The organism is Paenibacillus sp. P4_A9 (genome assembly GCF_056402415.1).
In genome coordinates this window covers 25,511-45,031 of the sequence record NZ_JBFUHL010000044.1, presented here as the reverse complement: position 1 = coordinate 45,031, position 19,521 = coordinate 25,511, and the positions used below count along the sequence as shown (strand labels likewise).

The window sequence follows — 19,521 nt, the reverse complement described above, 5'->3', positions numbered from 1 at the left end:
GGGTAGCTATGTACGGAGGGGATAAGCGCTGAAAGCATCTAAGCGCGAAGCCCCCCTCAAGATGAGATTTCCCAGTATGTAAGACCCCTTGTAGACGACGAGGTTGATAGGTTCGAGGTGGAAGTGCGGCAACGTATGCAGCTGACGAATACTAATCGGTCGAGGGCTTAACCAAAATTCCTAAGAGTATTACTTTACGTTGAAGTTTCGTATCTAGTTTTCAAGGCGCAAACAAACGCTTTGACTGTTTGGTGATGATGGCGGAGGGGACCCACGCGTTCCCATCTCGAACACGACCGTTAAGCCCTCCAGCGTCGATGGTACTTGAACCGCAGGGTTCTGGGAGAGTAGAACGTTGCCAAGCAGTTACCTTATGTAGAGGTCTTTCGACGTAGTCAAAAGTCTCTCTTATACGGGTACTTAAATCTATGACGCGGGGTGGAGCAGCCCGGTAGCTCGTCGGGCTCATAACCCGAAGGCCGCAGGTTCAAATCCTGCCCCCGCAACCAATGATGCGAGTCATTAGCTCAGTTGGTAGAGCACCTGACTTTTAATCAGGGTGTCGTAGGTTCGAATCCTACATGACTCACCATTTGCCTTATTTAACAGCATGCGCGTATGGCGGAATTGGCAGACGCACTAGACTTAGGATCTAGCGGGTGACCGTGGGGGTTCAAGTCCCTCTACGCGCATCAAACATCCCCAAGTCGTAACTTACGGCTTGGGGATCCCTATGCGGAAGTGGCTCAGCGGTAGAGCATCGCCTTGCCAAGGCGAGGGTCGCGGGTTCGATCCCCGTCTTCCGCTCCATTTTAGTAAGCGCCCTTAGCTCAGCTGGATAGAGTATTTGACTACGAATCAAAAGGTCGGGAGTTCGAATCTCTCAGGGCGCGCCATTTTTTATCACAATTGTTTCGGGATGTAGCTCAGCTTGGTAGAGCACCTGCTTTGGGAGCAGGGGGTCGCATGTTCAAATCGTGTCATCCCGATCAAGTAAGAAAGCATAGATTGTCAGCTTCATGCTGATAGATTCTATGCTTTTTTCGTTTGTCTACATTTACGATGAACTGGGCTTCAAGTTTCCATTGGTGTATAGTAGACAGGGAGGAGGGTTACAACATGGAATTACGCTGGAGAAGGAATCTATTTATATTATGGATTGGGGCATTCTTTTGCGCGATGGCGTATACACTCTCGATCCCGTTTATCCCAATATTTTTACAAGAAGACTTGGGCATACATAGTGGTTTGGAGGCTTGGTCGGGGATCACGTTTTCTGTGAGCTTTCTGGCGAGCGCGTTAATCGCACCTTACTGGGGTTCTCTAGCTGACAAATATGGCAGAAAACCGATGCTGCTTCGCTCAGGGCTGAGCTTAAGTGCTGTTTATTTTCTTAACTATTTCGTGAATGATCCCTATACATTTATTGTTGTCCGTGTTCTGCAGGGACTTATGGCGGGCTATATCCCCGCATCGATGGCTTTAGTCAGTACGAATACACCAGAGAAGCACGTTGGTTATGCATTGAGTGTCATGTCAACGGCGACGGCAGCGGGAAGCATTTTAGGACCATTGTTTGGCGGTATGCTCAGTCATTGGGTAGGTACAAGAGAATGTTTCTTAGCCTCAGGTTTTGTTGTACTGATTTCTGCCGTAATTGCGGTAGTTGGTGTGAAGGAAGTTCATCAGAAGAAAGCTGGCAAGCGACCAAGTGTTTTGCAGGACATTAAGCAAGCAACAGCCAATAAGCGATTATTATCTATTTTTGGATTAACCGTATTGGTGGCGACCTCGGTGATGATTTTAGAGCCGCTGCTGACAATATATGTTGTTCAAATTGGCGGCAGCGCCAAGGGGGCATCACTGAGCTCAGGTATTATCTTCTCGGCTGTCGGTGTAGCGACCGTTATCATGGGCTCGAGATGGGGCATTATTGGGCAACGTATAGGATACGATAAAACGCTGTTAATTGGCTTAATTGGCGGCGGTATTGGGAATCTGCTGCAATTAACTACACACAATCTTATCGCTTTCGGTGTGCTTCGTTTCAGTTATGGGTTATTTTTTGCTGCGGTCTATCCGGCACTGAGTGCGCTTATTGTGAAAAGTTCAGATGCTGATTTTCGGGGCCGTGCCATGAGTTTAAATCAAACATCGAGTCAATTGGGGATGATGATCGGTCCTTTAATTGGCGGATTCCTAGGCGGCCTAGTTGGGATTCATTCTGTTTTTTTGCTAACGGGGTGCTCGCTGCTCCTTGCAGCTGTATGGTTGCAGGTCAATCTTAGGAAGCAAATGAAACAGATATCGGCAGACTGAGGTTTCAATGGGAATAGATTGGTCAATAAAGGAGAATACAATCTCGCATACAGAAGGAGCAAATCGAAGATGTTGAAGAGAACATTAGGCCGCTTGAATAAGGAAACCTCTGTTGTGATGTTTGGTGCAGCTAGCCTCGGTCAGGTAACACAGGAAGAGGCAGATGCTTCGATCGCCTTCGCGTTGGCACATGGGGTAGATCATTTCGATACAGCGGCGAGCTATGGAGACGCAGAGATACGGATGGGCCCAACGATTAGCCGGGTGCGGAATGATATCTTTTTAGCAACCAAAACAGGGCAAAGAACGAAAAAAGAAGCAAAGGAAGAGATATATCGCTCCTTGGAACGGATGAAGGTGGATTCAGTCGACCTACTCCAGCTGCATGCGGTGGGGTCGATGGCGGAATTAGATCGCTGCACAGCAAAGGGCGGTGCGTTGGAAGCGGCATTAGAAGCGCAAAGCGAAGGCATTGTGAAAGAGATCGGGATCACAGGTCATGGGCATGAGGCGCCTGCTGTACATTTGGAAGCCTTGCGCAGGTTCCCATTCGCTACGATCCTTTTTCCACTGAATTACTATATGTACGGATTGCCAGAATATCGAGAGGCCGTAGATGCCCTGATGGAGGAAGCGAACAAGCAGCAGACTGCGATTCGGGTGATCAAAGCCATTGCGAAGGCTCCTTGGATAGAAGGGGCAGAGCGTCCATATGCTACGTGGTATGAGCCTTTTGACCAGCAGGAGATTATCGATGCTTGTGTGCATTTCGTACTATCGTTCCCAAGTGTATGCGGATTCGCTAGCGCGGGCGATGTGCATTTATTCCCGAAAATCGTGGATGCCGTGGAGCGCTATGGCACGATGAACAAGGATGAAGTAGAGCGGATACTGAGCGGGATTAGCGGGTACACGAGTGTTTTTGGAGCTCCGACGTCGATCGCTTAATGTGAAAAGCCTTCACCCTATGAATTGTGGGTTGAAGGCTTTTTTGTGTCTTCTTGGACGTATACGACACTTATTGGAGGTGTCATACGAATAGCTATGAGGCATGGGTAGGAGGCATGGAACATGTTTAAGTTTAAGTTTAAGGCAATACCTCGGCGATTTTGGCAAGCTTGTGTTGGCGTAGTCCTAGTCGGAAGTGTAAGCATGGCATTTATGAGCTATTTTTACATAAAAGGACTTGATGTGTCGCTGTTGAATCAGCCGCTTCCAGAGGCATCCATCGTGCTCGATAAGAATGGCCAAGTAGCGTCCCAGCTGTCCGCGTCAAAGATCGATGCTGTGGCCTTTAAGGAAATTCCACAGGTGCTCGTAGATGCGATTGTCGCGGTGGAGGATAGACGGTTCTTTGAGCATAAGGGGGTAGACGTGAAGTCGATCTTCCGCGCTGTTGCCCGTGATGTGCTCAAAGGCAGCTATTCCGAGGGAGCCAGTACGATTACTCAGCAGTTAGCACGTAATCTCTTTCTTACTGCGGATAAAACGGTAGGTCGTAAATTACGCGAAGCTGCTTATGCCATCAAAATAGAGACCAATTACAGTAAGGATGACATTCTGGAAATGTATCTGAACAAGATTTATTTCGGAGAAGGCAGTTGGGGTGTGCAGGGGGCTGCGAAGACGTATTTTAATAAAAATGTGACAGACCTCACTCTGGCTGAAGCAGCGGTGTTAGCGGCCTTGCCTAAAGCACCAAGTCATTACTCTCCTTTTCAAAATGAAGATCAGGCGCTGGAGAGAAGGAATACGGTCCTAAAGCTGATGCAGAAGGAAGGTAAAATATCTGGGCAGGAATATGAGAAAGCAGCTGCTTCAGCACTTGGAGCCATGAAGTCGGTCAATATGAGTGAGGCAAAAGGGAGATATCGCGCGTATGTGGATGCCGTTATCGAGGAGGCGGTAACCCTCTACGGGTTTACAGAAGAACAATTGCTAACTGGCGGCTTGCGTATCACCACAGAGCTTGATCCTGCGGTTCAAAAAGCAGTCACAGATGTGTATAACACTGAAAGTCTGTTTCCAGCAAGTAAGCCAGATCAGCTTATTCAAAGCGGAGCTGCTGTTGTCGATCAGAAAACAGGCGGAGTTAGAGCGCTAGCCGGTGGACGCGGTGAAGGGGTATTTCGAGGCTTCAGCCGTGCGACCCAGTTAAAAAGACAGCCAGGATCAGCATTTAAACCTGTCGCTGTTTATGGACCTGCTCTGGAAATAGGCTACAAGCCTTCAACTATGCTGTTTGATGGACCGCTGAATATCGAAGGCTATCAGCCGCAGGATTGGGATCACCAGTCAAGGGGACAGGTATCGATGCAAGAGGCCATCACTTCATCCTGGAATATACCTGCGGTCTGGCTTTTACATGAGATTGGCATCGATAATGGCTTGAAGTTTGCGAAGTCACTGGGTATAGGCTTACCCGCACAAGATCGGCAGCTGGGTATCGCGCTTGGCGGGCTTTCAGAGGGGGTATCTCCGTTGCAGATGGCGCAAGCCTTTAGTGCTTTTGCAGCTAAGGGAGTCTTGAACCCAGCGCATCTGATCTCTAAGATCGAGACTAAAGACGGGCATCTTCTTGTTCAGACGAAAGGGAAGGGGCTGTCCGTAATGCGAGCTGATACGGCTAATGCCATGACAGCGATGCTTCAAACTGCAGTAGCACAAGGTACTGGGAAGAATGCGGCCATGAACCGCCCCGTAGCAGGGAAATCGGGCACAACGCAGCTGCCGGGGACGAAGGAATTTGAGGGAATTGGCAGCGGAAGTGCCAAGGATGCTTGGTTCGTCGGCTACACGCCGGAGTTGACGGCTGCGGTATGGGTCGGCTATGACCGAACGGATGCGAATCATTATTTAACAACCTCTGGCGGGGCAGTGCCCGCCGTATTATTCCGTGAAATACTGAGTCGTGCATTAGCTCAAACACCTGTTGTTCCTTTTGACATTCCGATGAGTGTATTAGAGAAGCCTCAAAAGGAAAGTACGACTGGTCAGTCTCATTCGGATGAATCATCTGAGAAGGCAGACAAGGAGCTTCGTAAGCAAGCGGAGCAAGGACATGGACATGGTAAAGGGAAGCAGAAATAAATAAGGAAGCCCTCGAAATCCGATAAGGATGACGAGGGCTTTGTTTTGCTTCTTGAATTAGTCGCGTCTGCTGTTTTCGTGCTTTTTCTCACTTTTATCATTGTCTTTATCATTATCTTTGTTTCTATTTTCGTTTTTATCCTTGCTTTTTTCTATATTTTTATCTCTGTCTTTATTGATCTCGCTGTTTTTATCTTTGTCTTGATCTTTGTCATTTTCTTTTTGAGGTTCTCTTCGATCATCTTTTTTATCTTCATCGTCGTCATGATCCTTTGAATGCATGTTTAGATGAACATTCAATTTAGCAGCATCGAGGTTGTACTGTTTTGCGAGCTGCTGACCAAGTAGTTTCTTAGCATCAGGGGAGCTTAAGTCAAGAGAACCGAGCAGGTTAGCGATCCAAGCCTGGGCTTGAGCTCCTGTTAGATGAATCGTGCCGGCATGAGGGGACTGGATTCTTAAATCAAACTCAGACCCTTGCGATCCCTTGGTCATCAGTTTGATATGCAGGTTAAAATGTTGCCCATCTACGCTTACATCCATATCCGCCAAGTCAGCTCGACCACCTGATAGGTTCGCTTCTGGCGCACTGTCCTTCATCTTCGTAGGAGAAGAGGTAGGCCCAACAGGTGAGCTAGGAGCTTCCTTGACAGGAACAGGTGAAGGCAACTCACTTGGAACGGGGGTCACAGACGGCTCTGCTCCTGAAGCGATTGGAGTTTCTGCGGAGCCTTTCACATAAGCTGCCTGTTTTTTGTTATTCAGAATGACTTCAATCTCATTCCCAATCCGTAAATCGCTCAACTGAGCCTTCTCGTCATTGAGGTAAACCCAGACGGATGAAGCTAAGGGAACGGTCTTATCACCAGCATCCGTATGTAAAGTAATCGTATCCGCCGTCATGGTTGTTAGTTTGCCATTGATGGTCGTTGACGTTGTTGCGCTGGATGACGTTGCAGCATAAGCTGTCCAACCACAGAGCATCAGTGTAGCTACTACAGTAGCAATAATTGTTATTTTCATGCGTTTTAACATGTTAAACACCTCCGCTAACAACTTTCGAGGGCAGGGGAGGTTTTGGGACGGTACACACAAAACTAGGAAGCAAATGGTGGGTCAGACTAGTCTGTATCGGATTGCAGGCGCTGCATGAATTCTTCAGCTGCACTATAGCCTTGCTGGCGCAGATACCAGCTGTTGGCGGCTGCTTCAATAAGACCAGCAACATCGCGTCCAGGCTGTAACTGGATTTCAATATGTGGAACAGGAATGTCCATATAGTCAGTGAATGTGGGTTCTAGCTCTAGATCGTTGTTAAGCGCATGCTCCTGCCACTTCGTCAGCTCGATATCGAGTACAATGCGTGTTTCGTCTTGAAAAGCCTTGCGGCCATAGAGCCGTGAGACATTAATCAGTCCGATGCTGCGCAGCGCGAGGAATTCCTTCGTTTTGCCATTGTGCGTGCCGAGCAGTGTTTCAGGGCTAATCTTCTTCAGCACGACAATATCATCGGCAACAAGGCGATGTCCTCTGCGAATCAGAGTGTGGGCTGTTTCGCTTTTGCCAACACCGGATTTCCCGCGGAGCAGGATGCCGATCCCCGAAACATTGACGCATACGCCATGGACGGCGATTTCTTGAGCAAGCGATTTACTTAAATATAAATCAACTAAATCCTGAAATTTACTCGTATGAGCACTGGTACGGAGAAGGGGGATTTTCTCTTCTTCGCAATATTTGGTTAAGTATTTCAAGCCTTCCTGGTTTCTCGTTACGACGAAACAAGGCGGGTGATATTTGACGATATTACCGATGTGCAAATTTCTTTCATTTTCGCTGAGCTTATGCAAATAGGTGATTTCTTTGCGACCTAACAGCTGCACGTGTGCTTGCGGGAAATATTCAAAATAGCCGACAAATTCTAGGCCGGGACGGTGTGCTTTGGTTTTGGTAATAGGGCGATGGAGCTCCGTATGGCCAGCGAGAATTTCGAGCGAAAAGCGTTCAACTAAGTCTTTCACAGTAACAGGCTTCAAACGGGAGATCCTCCTTCAAGTTGTATGTTAGTAAACCGAGTATCATAAGAATATGCGTTATGTTGTATTCAAATCTTTCTCTACTAGATTCTATTTCGCATAGGCACAATCCTTTAATGAAAGCGCTTGAGCACACTGTACATAGCATTTTATAGCATTTCATTGCTTTTGCACGTTAAGTTGGTATGATAATAGGAAAAGCAGTAAGGGGATTGAACATATATGGACGCTACGTACAAGAATTGTCAAAGTTGCGGGATGCCTCTCGCTCGGGATGAGCAAGGCGGCGGTACCGAGAAGTCGGGTATCAAGAGCAAGATGTATTGCAGTCATTGCTATCAGGACGGGAAATTTACATTACCGGATTTAACGGTTGAGCAGATGAAGGAGATAGTGAAATCGAAGATGGTGGAGTTTGGTTTTCCACGGTTTCTTACGGGTCTATTTACAAGAAATATTCCAAAACGGAAAAGGTGGTCTTCCCGTGAGTAGTAAGAATAATGTGCAATCATTCGCAGCGATGAAAGAATGGCTTGCGATTCCAGAAAATTTTCGCACGCGTCTGTTAACGAATGTTTATTGCGGGAAATGTGGGGATGTAACGACCGTCATCGACTATTCGGTGAATCTCGAGAAATCAGGTATTGTGTTGGAAGGGAAATGTAAGACGTGTCTTCATAAGGTTGCACGTGTTATAGAGAGAGAATAAATAAAAAAATAACGCTCTGCACCCCAAGGGTGTAGAGCGTTTTCTAATGTTTTCTTTACTGATCCACCTCTCTGTATGTAAAAGCAGCTATCTGTGAAAGCCGCATTTTTTGGCAAGTGTTGGCCATGTTGAGAGAAACATGCTTTCCCACCTGTCTTCAGGTAATACGAGGATCCATCTGGCGATTTGATCCAAGCCCATTTCGTAAAGCGTGTGAAGCACTTCTTCTTTTTCCGAACCGGTTTTTAATGCTAACATCTCAAAACCACCTCAATCGAATGTATTCAAACAATTATGTATATGCCAATTTTTGAAAACATGTGACGGTTATTTTCAAAATGCTTTCATAAGGGGTGAATGTAACACATTATATGTGATTTTTGGTGGAAATAGGGTGAAGTTTCATCTTAGGCTCGTCTCATTTTAGCTGGCTGCGTATGCTTGGATCGATGGTCTGGAGCACCTGAGCAAGCTGCTCGTCTGAAACCGTTTCTCGTCCGTAGCGCACCCGATTGTAGGCCGTAGTAAGCGCGTGAACGGAAGCTTCTGCAAGCTGTGTCTGATGCGTGAGCTCCCAGCCCGTTTCGTTGGGTGTTAATGATCTCTTGAAGGTGTAGCCGCTCTTGGCCGCTTGCCCAATCAATAATCGATAGAGGTAGCGGATACGCTCCTCATTGTTAAGTAGATGTGACCAAGAAGGATCGTGAGAGGAAGAAGGCCACAGTTTAGAACTTGCTTTTCGCCACCACAGGTTAGGAAGCTCTCTCCAGTCGAGCAGGGCTTCTTTCTCATCGGTATAACCCTCCGTTACATCTCCTTGATCACGACGCAGCGATCGCTTCCAAAAGCGCCGAATGAATGAGAGTAGAGCTGGCGCAAGCTTCTTCAGGAGCAGATAGAGGCAGCAGAGAACGAGTGCAATCATCAGCACATAGCCTGCAATTTGCACAATGACCTGCATGAGAATTCCAAACCATCCGGGTTCATGAGGTGCAGCTGGCGGGAGTTCCATTGGTGGCGGTGCTGAAGGGCTGGCCTCAGGTACAGCAGGCGGTGCTTCGGATGACATCAATCCCAATAGCCAAGCCAATATTCCACGTAGTAGGCGGAGGAGGCCTTGCTTCACTTGCTGAAAGTAAGCGATGGCTGCAATTACGGCAATAAAGCCGATTAACCAAATACGACTGGAGCGTTTCACGGTTTGAGACAGTGACGATGCGGCAGCACTATCATTACCTGCTAAGGTAGCGATCAGGAGCTGCGCGCGATTCGTAATAAAGAAGAAGAGGATCAGGGTAGCGAATCCGAGTCCGTTTAGGGCTATTTTGTAAGGATGCATAAGCTCCACTCGGGTCATGATTGGAACACCAATGAAGTACATCACCCCAGTGATCACGAAAACGCCAGGCGGATAAAGTGAGATCCACCCGTCTTTGGTGTAACGAATACCTCGATAGACAAGCGGTGCACCAATAGCAGCACATAAAGCAATGTGCAAAGGGTCTGTTTGAAATAAATAGGCTAAACCATAGCCTGCAGCTACACAGACAAGGAACTCGTAACCTTTGCGAGATAGCCATTTGAACTGTCCCAAATAGGCGCCGATCACGAAGCATAGCAGCAGCTGAATACAAGTCAGTCCAAGTATGCTATCGAACACATAGACCTGAGCCAAAGTGATTAGCGGGGCAAATATAACGAGTTCAACGCCACCGAACAAGAGTGCTAAGCGGCATATGCGAATGAAGTCGTATAGACGATTAGGCCGAGAATTTGTTTGATTAAGCAAGGGCCTGAGCATCAGATGGAGCCACCTCCTTATCACTGAGGTCAAGCAGATTATGATGCAAGGGAACGATGAATACGGAATGTCCAAGCGCTTCTAGACGTTCGATGCTGCGTGCCATTCCCACAGAAACGAAGGCCGTCAACAGGATGATATCCAGAGCTTCCCCTTCCACCTCGATGCCGTAATCGAGAAAATCCTCACAGGAGCGGGCACAAGAAATCGCGAGCTTCGCCATAGTTTGAAAAAGATGCTCTAACTGTCCCCAGCCACCTTCAGGTGCACAGTAAATGGGAACCCCCGGCTCATTCAGCAGCCAACCGTTATAGCCAAAACCAACGGGAACCCCTCGGCTCACGGCATGTTCGGCTAATGTCGCTGCGTAAGAAAGAGCTTTCTCGACGAGTTCAGGGTCGGTTACCGCATCCCACATCGTTTCTGTTACTTGGCTGTTTACAACGATAAGTAATCGGGGATCGGCAGTGAATTCCCGGTTGTAAACCTGAAGCCGCCCACTCCGAGCTGTAGCTTTCCAATGAATGCTGTTCATCGTATCCCCATAGCGGTACTCCCTTGCACCGGAAACGAGAAATGGATCCGGTATGATCCAGCGCTGGACCGTCACGTCGCCTTGCCATCGACTAGAAAGGAGCGGAATGTCATTGTGATTTACCAAACGCGGGTACACCAGCAGCTCGACTTGAATGCGATGCGTGTTAGAGGCTGCTTGTAAACCGACGAAATCCCCCAATGTTGCAGCAATAGTTTCCAGCTTGTACCAACCGCGTTTGGCTGCATGCACGCCATGGCGCCGCACGATACGGGTATAAGGCATGAGGCTAAACAGACTTCGGTGATTTTGAAAAAGGGAGCCGCTGCTCACTTCCAGATTATTCATCTGTGTAAAATGGAGCCCCGCATGAATCGTTGATTCCAAGCGCAGCCAAGGAATGGGCGCGAGCTTACGATTCACGATGGTCTCAATCATCAGAATATCATCGCCGACATGGCAATGAGCAGTATTGAAGGTTCGTTCAATGCGAAGTCCGCGAAACCCCCAGCGGGCAAAAAATTGAAACTGGAGGAAGAAAAGAGCGACAGCGATGATCACAATCCAGCTTATGCTCATCGTTACCCCAGCTTTACTTCCGTAGGAACGGGGGTAGCGGCAAGTACACTGGTCAGCAGCGCATGCACCTGCTGATCCTGCCCACGCGAGCGCGTGCGCAGCAGAACGCGGTGCGCCCAGACGGGCGCCACCAGCGTCTTGACGTCGTCCGGCAGCACGTAATCGCGGCCGCGCAGCGCCGCATAGACCTGCGCCGCCTTCATCAAGGCGCGAACGCCGCGCGGGCTGACGCCGAGCGCGGTATCCGCATGCGTGCGCGTCGCTTCCGCGAGCTGCACGATGTAGTGCAGCAGCTCGTCGCTGACGCGCACCTGCGTGAACAGCCGCTGCGCTTCGAGCAGCTCTGCGCGGCTCACGACCGGCAGCAGCGAGTCCAGCGGATCCTGCTGCTGGTAGCGCTGCAAGATCAAGACCTGCTCGGCTGCCGTCGGATAGCCGAGCGAGAGCTTCATCAGGAAGCGGTCGAGCTGCGCTTCCGGCAAGGGAAAGGTCCCCTGATTCTCGACAGGGTTCTGGGTGGCAATGACGAGGAACGGCGCGTCTAGCTTGCGTGTTTCCCCGTCGATGCTGACCTGGCGCTCCTCCATGCTCTCCAGCAAGCTGGACTGCGTGCGCGGCGTCGCGCGGTTAATCTCATCGGCGAGCACGATGTGCGCGAAGAGCGGACCTGGGCGGAACTCGAATTCGCCCAGCTTCTGGTTGAAGAAATTAATGCCGCTTACATCGGACGGCAGCAAGTCGGGCGTGAACTGGATGCGCTTCATCGAGCCGTCCAGGGAGCGGGCTAGTGCTTTGGCAAGCTGGGTTTTACCTGTGCCGGGTACATCTTCAAGCAGCACATGACCAGAGGCGATCAATGCGATGACCAGGAGCTCTACAGTGTCGTCTTTACCTATAATAACGTGACCGACGTTTTCTTTGATGAGGGAAGCGATGCGTCCAATAGGTGCGATATTCAAATGATTAACCTCCTAAATGATGAATGATGCGAATGAGTATATTGTAATTTTAACACCCTATAGGGGATTTTTACCAATGTTTCCTCGGACAACGATCGATTCCATTTGTATATTGGATGGGCAGTGAGTACAATGATGGTGATAATGAGAAATGCTGCGAGAGATGCTTCTAAATTGGGGAGTCCTGGGAGGTCAGGCATGTACAAGCTGCTGTTAGTGGATGACGAAGAGGATGTGCGCGAAGGTGTCGTCCGTGAAATAAATTGGGAAGCGATTGGTTTTGAAGTCGTCGACAAGGCGGAGAATGGGAAAGAGGCGCTTGAGATGGTCGAACGTCTGCAGCCCGATGTGGTTGTGACGGACATTCAGATGCCTTTTATGAATGGCTTGCAGCTAGCTGAAGCAATTAGAGAGCGCTTTCCAACGATTAAGCTCATCATCCTGACCGGGCATGATGAATTTGAGTATGCGCAGCGGGCGATTAAGCTTCATATTGATGAATACGTGCTGAAGCCTTTCTCAGCGCAGGAGCTAGTGAATGCCCTCTTGAAGGTAAAGGGGCATATCCAAGAAGAGGTCGCACATCGCGAGGATGTGCAACTGCTCAAGGAGCATTACCGCAAGAGTATGCCGGTACTTAAGGAGAATTTCTTAGCGACGTTAATGAATCGCAAGCTCCCGCGGGACGAGGTGTTTGAGAAGGCGGCGAACTATGGGATTGAGCTTAGCGGAAATAGCTATGTGGTGGCCGTTTTGAGCATCGATGGGGGCTTTATTTCGGAAGAGGATTCGGAGAACCGCGTAACGAAGTCGTTGTCCTTGAAATACTCCGAGGATCAGGCGTTGAAATATTTCGCGCTTTTAAATATAACCGAAGAAATTGCCAATAAGCGCGGGCTGGGCCTCGTTTTCATGCATAATGATCAGGTTGTGCTGTTAGCGGCGAGAGAGAATAGCGACAAGGAAGCGGCATTGCAGGAAACGATGAGAGTGCTGGAAGAAATTCGTCAGAGTGTGGAAAAATATTTGAAGTTCACCCTGACTGTTGGGGTCGGCAGTGTGATGAAGGATGTCACGAAAATCAGCTATTCGTATGAAGATGCCGTGCTTTCCCTCGACTACAGACTCATTCTGGGCAGTAATCGGATGATTTACATTGATGATGTGGAGAAGCGCAGCGTTGAAAAGATTCGATTTGACGATGTGAAGGAACACGCATTGACGCGTTGTATCAAGGTAGGCACGATGCAAGAGATTCGGGAGACGATTGATGAGTTATTCCAGGGGATCGAGGCCGGCGTATCGGTAAAGGATTATCAGATTTATCTGCTTGAAATTCTGACTTGTATTCTGAAAGCGGCGAAGGACTCCAACCTGAATGTCGACGAGGTGTTTGGCGAGAGTTTTATTCCTTTTACAGAGATTAATAAATTCACTTCCTTGGAGGAAGCGAAGCATTGGTTGGCCGAGCTGTGCGCGAGCATGATGAATCATATTGCAACGGACCGTCAATATACGTATAAAAATCTCGTTGATCTAGCCAAGGATTATACGAAAAGCCATTATCATGAGGGCGATATCAACATCAATAAGGTGTGCGGACATCTGCATATAAGCGCGGGATATTTCAGCTCTATTTTCAAAAAAGAAACAAAAATGACCTTCGTCAACTATTTGAACCACATTCGGATGGAAGCAGCGAAAGAGCTCTTACGTTCTACAGACATGAAAGCGCTGGAAATAGCCGAGAAGGTGGGCTATGCGGATGCGAATTATTTCAGTTTCTCATTTCGCAAAAATGTTGGCGTTTCCCCGAAAGAGTATCGTAATAACAGCGCCAAAGGGCTGTAGGAACTGGAAAGGTGGGAATCGCTTTGAAACGCAGAGTAAGTACGCTGCTGAAGGCTTTATATAACGTCATGCTCGATACGATGCGGGTGAAAAGTATTCAGTTTACGATTACGTTGTCATTCATTCTTATTACGGTCACGGTCATGCTGGTTGTGTCTCTAGTTCTCTATAATAAATTTGCCAAAACGGCAGAAGAAAGCGCCTTTCTGAATACGGCACAAGTCATTGAGCAGGTGCAATTCAACTTGGAGTCGTACATCAAGGGGATGTCGGATACATTTGAGGTCGTGGATGCCAAAATTGCGAGAAGCCGCGGCATCCCGTCGGACAAACTGCTCGAACAGTTAGACACGATCGCCAGCACACGCGAGGATATTGTGTCTATTCATCTTTTTACCGCAGATGGTCGGCTCGTCACGGGGGTACCCACGACAGAGATGCGCAAAAACACACGTCTGCTCGAGCAGTCGTGGTTTCGGTCTGCCCTCGATAACCCGAACCATCTTACTTTTTCCTTACCGCATATCCAGAACCTATTCAAAGATCCCTATAAGTGGGTGGTTTCCATGAGTAAAGGGGTTTCGATCGAGCAGAATGGGTACATGGTGGATGCGGTTATTTTGGTTGATATCAACTTCAAAACGCTAGACGATGTATTTCGTACAGTCTCGCTTGGGAAGAAGGGGTATGTCTATATCATTGACGATTCTGCCGGGAGCATTGTGTATCACCCGCAGCAGCAGCTTATTTATATTGGCCTGAAATATGAGAATGTGGAGCAAGCACTTAAATTTTCCTATGGCAAATATATGGATGTAAGCGATGGCGAGTCACGGTTAAATGTTGTGCGGACAGTCAATAACATCGGTTGGAAAATTATCGGGGTCTCCTACCTCGATGAAATGGTGACGACACGCAAGGAAGTCTTTACATTCATGATTTGGCTGCTAGTGATCGTGCTGCTCTTTATTTTGTTGATTTCTTCCTTCATGTCCGCGCGTATTTCTCAGCCCATTAAACGACTGAAGAAGTCAATGGAAATGGTGGAGAAAGGACATTTTGACACCTATATTCATGTACGTGGAGCGGATGAGGTCGAGCAGCTATCGCGGCGATTTAATCTGATGGTTTCCAGGGTACGAGAACTTATGGATCAGAGCATTGAAGAGCAGGAAATTAAGCGGAAGAACGAACTGGAGGTCCTCCAATCGCAGATTAATCCGCATTTTTTATACAATACACTCAATTCGGTCGTACGTATGGTTGGCAACGGGAGGAACGAAGAAGTTGTGACGACGATTACATCCCTGTCGAAGTTTTTCCGGATTTCGCTGAGCAAAGGTAAGAATATTATTACCATCGGGGAAGAGATTGAGCATATTCGCAACTATTTAATCATCCAGAAAATGCGTTACAAGGACAAGTTTGAATACGAGATCCGCGTCCCTGATGAGGTGCTTCCTTACAAAACGCTCAAGCTTATCCTTCAGCCCTTTGTGGAAAATGCGCTCTACCACGGCATTGAATATATGGTGGATGAAGGGCTCATTGAGCTCTCTGTCAGGATGGAAAAAGAGAAGATTCTCTTCGAGATTCGAGATAATGGTGTCGGCATGTCGGAAGACACGCTCAAAAGCATTTTGTCCGGACAGGTGAAGAGTGACAAAGGCTCTGGTGTCGGATTGCGAAATGTACATGAGCGGATACAGCTTTATTTTGGCATGGAGTATGGCGTAAGCATTGAGAGTGAGCTTGAAGAAGGGACCGTCGTCACGATTACGATTCCAGCCTTACTAGACGATGAAGGAGGAATTGAAGGATGAGAATCAAACCGGTACTGATCGCTGTTCTCGTCGCTGTTATTTCGACATCCTCCTGTACGGAACGGGAACCTGTTGAAACCATGCCTACCGAGCAGAAGAAGCACCTAGAGGTTGTTCTCCGCAGTCAAGAAGGTGACTATTGGAAAACGGTAAAAATGGGTGCAGAGGTCGCAGCGAAAGAGTTCGATGTTGCACTGGACTTTCGGGCACCTGGCGATGAGGCGGATGTGAAAGGACAAATTGCTCTCATGGAGCAGTCTATTTCGAGCAGTCCAGATGCAATTGTTTTGGCGGCGAATGATTATAAAGAGCTGTCAGCTGTCGTTGATGAAGCGAATAATGCGCATATTCCGGTCATAACGATCGACTCTGAGGTCGAGACGAAGAACGTGCAGAGCTTTATTGGCGCGAATCACTACGAAGCGGGTCAATTAGCAGGAAGACAACTGATTAAGCTGATCGGTAAAAGCGGGCAAATTGCGATCGTGAGCTTTAAACAAGGGGAGCGAAATACGGAACTGCGGGAAAAAGGCTTGCTGGACGAAATATCGAAGTATCCCGAGGTACAGGTGATCGATAAGGTATACAGCCTAACAGATCGGGAGCTCGCGGCCCAACTCACGCATACCGTTATCGACAAGCATCCAGAGTTGGATGGCATTGTCGCTTTGAATGAAATTTCCTCTAGCGGCGTTGCCAGCGCGGTTCAGAGTCGGAATTTGCAGGAGAAGGTGAAAATCATCACCTTTGATAGTACATCTGAAGAATTAGAACTGCTGCAAGAGGGGATTATTCAAGCGACAATTATTCAAAATCCCTTTAGTATCGGCTATTTGGGTGTGAAAAGTGCTGTGGATGCCGTCGAAGGGAAGGACGTACCGAAGCGCGTGGAAACAGGGATTAAGGCCATAGATCTAAGCAATATGTTCTGGTCGGATAATCAAAAGCTGCTATTTCCATTCATAAAGTGATGAGGATTTCGATAGAAGACATGAGGATATTGCATTTGTTTATGGGCTTTAAACCATTATAGTAGGGAATGTAAACAAACAATATACCTTTTAGGGAGGGTCTTATCTTGAAAAAATTACTTACACTTGCCGTAGCAGGCGCATTGGTTGCAACCGTAGCAGGTTGTGGAAATAAAGATGAAGCAACAACAACAACTTCCCCAGCAGCTTCCACTGGTGCAGCAGCAACAACAGCTCCAGCAGCTGGTAAAAAACCAACAATCGGTGTTGCGATCTATAAATTTGACGATACGTTCATGTCTGGTGTTCGTGCAGCGATCGCAGATGCAGCGAAAGATAAAGCGACTGTTGATATCGTAGACAGCCAAAACTCACAACCAACACAAAACGATAAAGTTGACCTTTTCATCACGAAAAAAGTAAATGCACTTGCGATCAACGCAGTTGACCGTACAGCGGCTGGCGTTATTATTGATAAAGCAAAAACAGCTAACATTCCAGTTGTCTTCTTGAACCGTGAGCCGCTTGCTGACGACATGAAGAAATGGGATAAAGTTTACTACGTAGGCGCTAAAGCTGAGCAATCCGGAACTATGGAAGGCCAACTATTGGTTGACTACTTCAAAGCTCACCCAGAAGCTGACAAAAACAAAGACGGAAAAATCCAATACGTTATGCTTAAAGGCGAGCCAGGACACCAAGATGCTGAGCTTCGTACTAAATTCTCCATCCAAGCGATCACTGATTCAGGAATGGGCGTAGAAAAAGTAGCAGAAGATACAGCAATGTGGGACCGTGTTAAAGGTCAAGAGAAAATGGCAGCATTCCTAGCTTCCAGCGAAAGCAAAATCGAAGCTGTTCTTGCGAACAACGATGATATGGCGCTTGGTGCAATCGAAGCTTTGAAAGCAAAAGGTTATTTCAAAGACAACAAATTCCTTCCAGTTGTTGGTGTAGATGCAACAGCTCCAGCACTACAGGCACTTAGCGATGGAACGCTTCTAGGAACAGTTCTAAACGATGCGAAAAACCAAGGTGCAGCAACAACTAGCGTAGCAGCAGCTCTTGCTAACGGTCTAGTACCAAGCAAAGAAACAACTGGCTATGATATTACTGACGGTAAATATGTTTGGATTTCCTACAAAAAAATCACAAAAGCTAACATGAACGAAGCGAAGTAATTGTGAGAACGGGCAATAGATGCGATATGTGAATAACAATCGCGCTGTTGCCCTCCTTTTTCGGAAACCCGTGCAAAGATAAAGAGAAATAAGCTTCGAATAAAGGCTTCACTTTGTGGGGATTATCGTGAGCTGTAGGGGGAGTTACCATGACTGTACATGACTATTTATTGGAAATGAATCAAATCTCCAAAGAGTTCCCCGGCGTTAAGGCGCTGGATAACGTCACCCTCAAAGTTCGCCCAGGAAGCGTACATGCGCTGATGGGAGAGAATGGTGCGGGTAAATCGACGCTGATGAAATGTCTATTTGGTATTTATAAGCCCGATGGTGGAGAAATCAAGCTTAATGGAGAAGTAGCTTCAATTACGAACTCCAAGGATGCATTAGCGAATGGCATTTCTATGATTCATCAAGAGCTTCACCCCGTTCCACATCGTAACGTGATGGAGAACATCTGGTTAGGCAGATTTCCACTAAAAGGTATCGGACCTTTGAAGTTAGTGGACCATAAAAAAATGCGTATAAATACAGAGAGTTTGTTCAAACAACTCCAAATGGACATTAAACCGGAAACTTTGGTAGGAACCTTATCGGTATCCAAAGTGCAATCCATTGAAATTGCCAAGGCTGTTTCTTTCAATTCGAAAGTTATTGTTATGGATGAGCCGACTTCATCGCTTACGGGTAATGAGGTTGAGCAGTTGTTTCGTATCATTCGCGATCTGAAGAGCCGCGGTGTTTCGATCATCTATATTTCACATAAAATGGAAGAAATTTTGGAGATTTCGGATGAAGTCACGATTATGCGTGATGGTACTAAGATTGGTACTTGGGCATCATCCGAGCTTACTACGGATATGATCATCTCGAAGATGGTTGGACGTGATCTGAAAGAGCGTTTCCCTGAGCGCAGCAACGTGCCTGAAGGTGTATTGATGAAGGTTGAGGACCTGACTTCGGTCGTTCCGAAATCGTTCAAGAATGTATCTTTTGAACTGAAAAAGGGTGAGATTCTCGGCGTTGGCGGTCTTGTAGGCGCGCAGCGGACAGAATTGATTGAATCCTTATTTGGGATGAGAGGTATTGCTTCAGGAAGCATATCCATTCACGGAAAGCTTGTGAAGCTGAAATCGCCAATGGATGCGATTAAGCAGAAGATTGCTTTGCTCACAGAAGAGCGCCGCGTAACGGGTATTTTCCCAGTATTATCGGTTCTGGAGAACACGGTCATTGCCAATTTGGGACGATATATGAATCCATTTGGCTTCATTCAGGAAGCGAAACGGAAAGAAGAAGTGAAACAAAGTATCGAAATGCTTCGCGTAAAAACGCCGAATATGCATGCGCTAATTAAGAACTTGTCCGGTGGTAATCAACAAAAGGTTTTGCTTGCCAGATGGCTGTTAACGGAACCTGATGTACTCCTTCTCGATGAGCCGACACGCGGAATTGACGTAGGAGCGAAGTTCGAGATTTACTCCATCATTGCTGACCTTGCGAAGCAGGGGAAAAGTATTATCATGATCTCTTCTGAAATGCCCGAGCTTCTTGGGATGTCAGACCGAATTATGGTTATGTGTGAGGGACGTCTTACGGGCATTGTAGAAGGAAATAAAGCAACAGAAGAAGAGATTATGCGCCTTGCTGCACAGCATATGGCATAA

16 protein-coding genes, 6 tRNA genes and 2 rRNA genes are annotated in these 19,521 nt (G+C 47.5%); 18 read left to right on the top strand and 6 right to left on the bottom strand.

Annotation, left to right across the window (positions count from 1 at the left end; translation table 11 throughout):
* The 11 genes from AC1DVJ_RS22740 to AC1DVJ_RS22690 all read left to right on the top strand — a co-directional run.
* Positions 1-175, top strand: a 23S ribosomal RNA gene (locus AC1DVJ_RS22740); the annotation flags it as partial.
* Positions 176-247: 72 nt separating this feature from the next.
* Positions 248-364: ribosomal RNA gene (rrf, locus tag AC1DVJ_RS22735) — 5S ribosomal RNA — on the top strand.
* Positions 365-432: 68 nt separating this feature from the next.
* Positions 433-509, top strand: a tRNA-Met gene (locus AC1DVJ_RS22730).
* A gap of 7 nt (positions 510-516) precedes the next feature.
* Positions 517-592: transfer RNA gene (locus AC1DVJ_RS22725), tRNA-Lys, on the top strand.
* Positions 593-612: 20 nt separating this feature from the next.
* Positions 613-692 (top strand) — tRNA-Leu (locus AC1DVJ_RS22720).
* A gap of 43 nt (positions 693-735) precedes the next feature.
* Positions 736-810: transfer RNA gene (locus tag AC1DVJ_RS22715), tRNA-Gly, on the top strand.
* A 9-nt stretch (positions 811-819) separates the two neighbouring features.
* Positions 820-896, top strand: a tRNA-Arg gene (locus AC1DVJ_RS22710).
* Between the two features lie 19 nt (positions 897-915).
* Positions 916-989, top strand: a tRNA-Pro gene (locus AC1DVJ_RS22705).
* Between the two features lie 130 nt (positions 990-1,119).
* Complete coding sequence (locus tag AC1DVJ_RS22700; RefSeq protein ID WP_477593571.1) at positions 1,120-2,319, top strand: MFS transporter; 1,200 nt, start codon at positions 1,120-1,122, stop codon at positions 2,317-2,319.
* A gap of 69 nt (positions 2,320-2,388) precedes the next feature.
* Positions 2,389-3,267, top strand: coding sequence for an aldo/keto reductase (locus AC1DVJ_RS22695; protein WP_477593569.1), 879 nt, complete (start codon positions 2,389-2,391; stop codon positions 3,265-3,267).
* Positions 3,268-3,390: 123 nt separating this feature from the next.
* A complete protein-coding gene (locus AC1DVJ_RS22690) occupies positions 3,391-5,409 on the top strand; it encodes a transglycosylase domain-containing protein (RefSeq protein ID WP_477593567.1) in 2,019 nt (672 codons plus the stop codon).
* Between the two features lie 57 nt (positions 5,410-5,466).
* Here AC1DVJ_RS22690 and AC1DVJ_RS22685 read toward each other — a convergent pair whose 3' ends face one another.
* Positions 5,467-6,444, bottom strand: a complete 978-nt coding sequence (locus AC1DVJ_RS22685) for a hypothetical protein (protein ID WP_477593565.1) — start codon at positions 6,442-6,444, stop codon at positions 5,467-5,469.
* An 86-nt stretch (positions 6,445-6,530) separates the two neighbouring features.
* Entirely contained in the window at positions 6,531-7,445 is a 915-nt protein-coding gene (gene hprK, locus AC1DVJ_RS22680; RefSeq protein ID WP_477593563.1) for an HPr(Ser) kinase/phosphatase, read from the bottom strand.
* A gap of 222 nt (positions 7,446-7,667) precedes the next feature.
* Here hprK and AC1DVJ_RS22675 point away from each other — a divergent pair, with 222 nt between their 5' ends.
* Together AC1DVJ_RS22675 and AC1DVJ_RS22670 are read left to right on the top strand one after the other, a co-directional pair.
* Entirely contained in the window at positions 7,668-7,937 is a 270-nt protein-coding gene (locus AC1DVJ_RS22675) for a zinc ribbon domain-containing protein (RefSeq protein WP_477593561.1), read from the top strand.
* Positions 7,930-8,154 (top strand): hypothetical protein, encoded by a 225-nt coding sequence (locus tag AC1DVJ_RS22670; protein ID WP_477593559.1) that lies wholly within the window; start codon positions 7,930-7,932, stop codon positions 8,152-8,154. Before AC1DVJ_RS22675 ends, AC1DVJ_RS22670 begins: the two co-directional genes overlap by 8 nt.
* An 87-nt stretch (positions 8,155-8,241) precedes the next feature.
* Here the strand turns inward: AC1DVJ_RS22670 and AC1DVJ_RS22665 are convergent, their stop codons facing one another.
* The 4 genes from AC1DVJ_RS22665 to AC1DVJ_RS22650 all read right to left on the bottom strand — a co-directional run bounded on the left by AC1DVJ_RS22665 (position 8,242) and on the right by AC1DVJ_RS22650 (position 12,028).
* Positions 8,242-8,412 (bottom strand): hypothetical protein, encoded by a 171-nt coding sequence (locus tag AC1DVJ_RS22665; RefSeq protein ID WP_155993910.1) that lies wholly within the window; start codon positions 8,410-8,412, stop codon positions 8,242-8,244.
* Between the two features lie 160 nt (positions 8,413-8,572).
* Complete coding sequence (locus tag AC1DVJ_RS22660; protein ID WP_477593557.1) at positions 8,573-9,955, bottom strand: DUF4129 domain-containing protein; 1,383 nt, start codon at positions 9,953-9,955, stop codon at positions 8,573-8,575.
* The gene (locus AC1DVJ_RS22655) at positions 9,936-11,069 is read right to left on the bottom strand and encodes a DUF58 domain-containing protein (RefSeq protein ID WP_477593555.1); all 1,134 of its coding nucleotides are present in this window, start codon (positions 11,067-11,069) and stop codon (positions 9,936-9,938) included. Before AC1DVJ_RS22655 ends, AC1DVJ_RS22660 begins: the two co-directional genes overlap by 20 nt.
* Before the next feature lie 2 nt (positions 11,070-11,071).
* Positions 11,072-12,028, bottom strand: coding sequence for an AAA family ATPase (locus AC1DVJ_RS22650; RefSeq protein WP_477593553.1), 957 nt, complete (start codon positions 12,026-12,028; stop codon positions 11,072-11,074).
* Positions 12,029-12,226: 198 nt separating this feature from the next.
* On the opposite strand from AC1DVJ_RS22650, the gene AC1DVJ_RS22645 reads away from it, so the two are divergent.
* From AC1DVJ_RS22645 to AC1DVJ_RS22625, 5 genes are all read left to right on the top strand, one after another.
* Positions 12,227-13,879: a response regulator gene (locus AC1DVJ_RS22645; protein WP_477593551.1), complete on the top strand. Its 1,653-nt coding sequence runs from the start codon at positions 12,227-12,229 to the stop codon at positions 13,877-13,879.
* 68 nt (positions 13,880-13,947) lie between these two features.
* Positions 13,948-15,702 (top strand): histidine kinase, encoded by a 1,755-nt coding sequence (locus AC1DVJ_RS22640; RefSeq protein WP_477593575.1) that lies wholly within the window; start codon positions 13,948-13,950, stop codon positions 15,700-15,702.
* Entirely contained in the window at positions 15,699-16,673 is a 975-nt protein-coding gene (locus AC1DVJ_RS22635) for a substrate-binding domain-containing protein (RefSeq protein WP_477593549.1), read from the top strand. Before AC1DVJ_RS22640 ends, AC1DVJ_RS22635 begins: the two co-directional genes overlap by 4 nt.
* Positions 16,674-16,780: 107 nt before the next feature.
* Positions 16,781-17,854, top strand: a complete 1,074-nt coding sequence (locus AC1DVJ_RS22630; RefSeq protein ID WP_477593547.1) for a galactose ABC transporter substrate-binding protein — start codon at positions 16,781-16,783, stop codon at positions 17,852-17,854.
* 149 nt (positions 17,855-18,003) lie between these two features.
* Entirely contained in the window at positions 18,004-19,521 is a 1,518-nt protein-coding gene (locus tag AC1DVJ_RS22625; RefSeq protein ID WP_477593545.1) for a sugar ABC transporter ATP-binding protein, read from the top strand.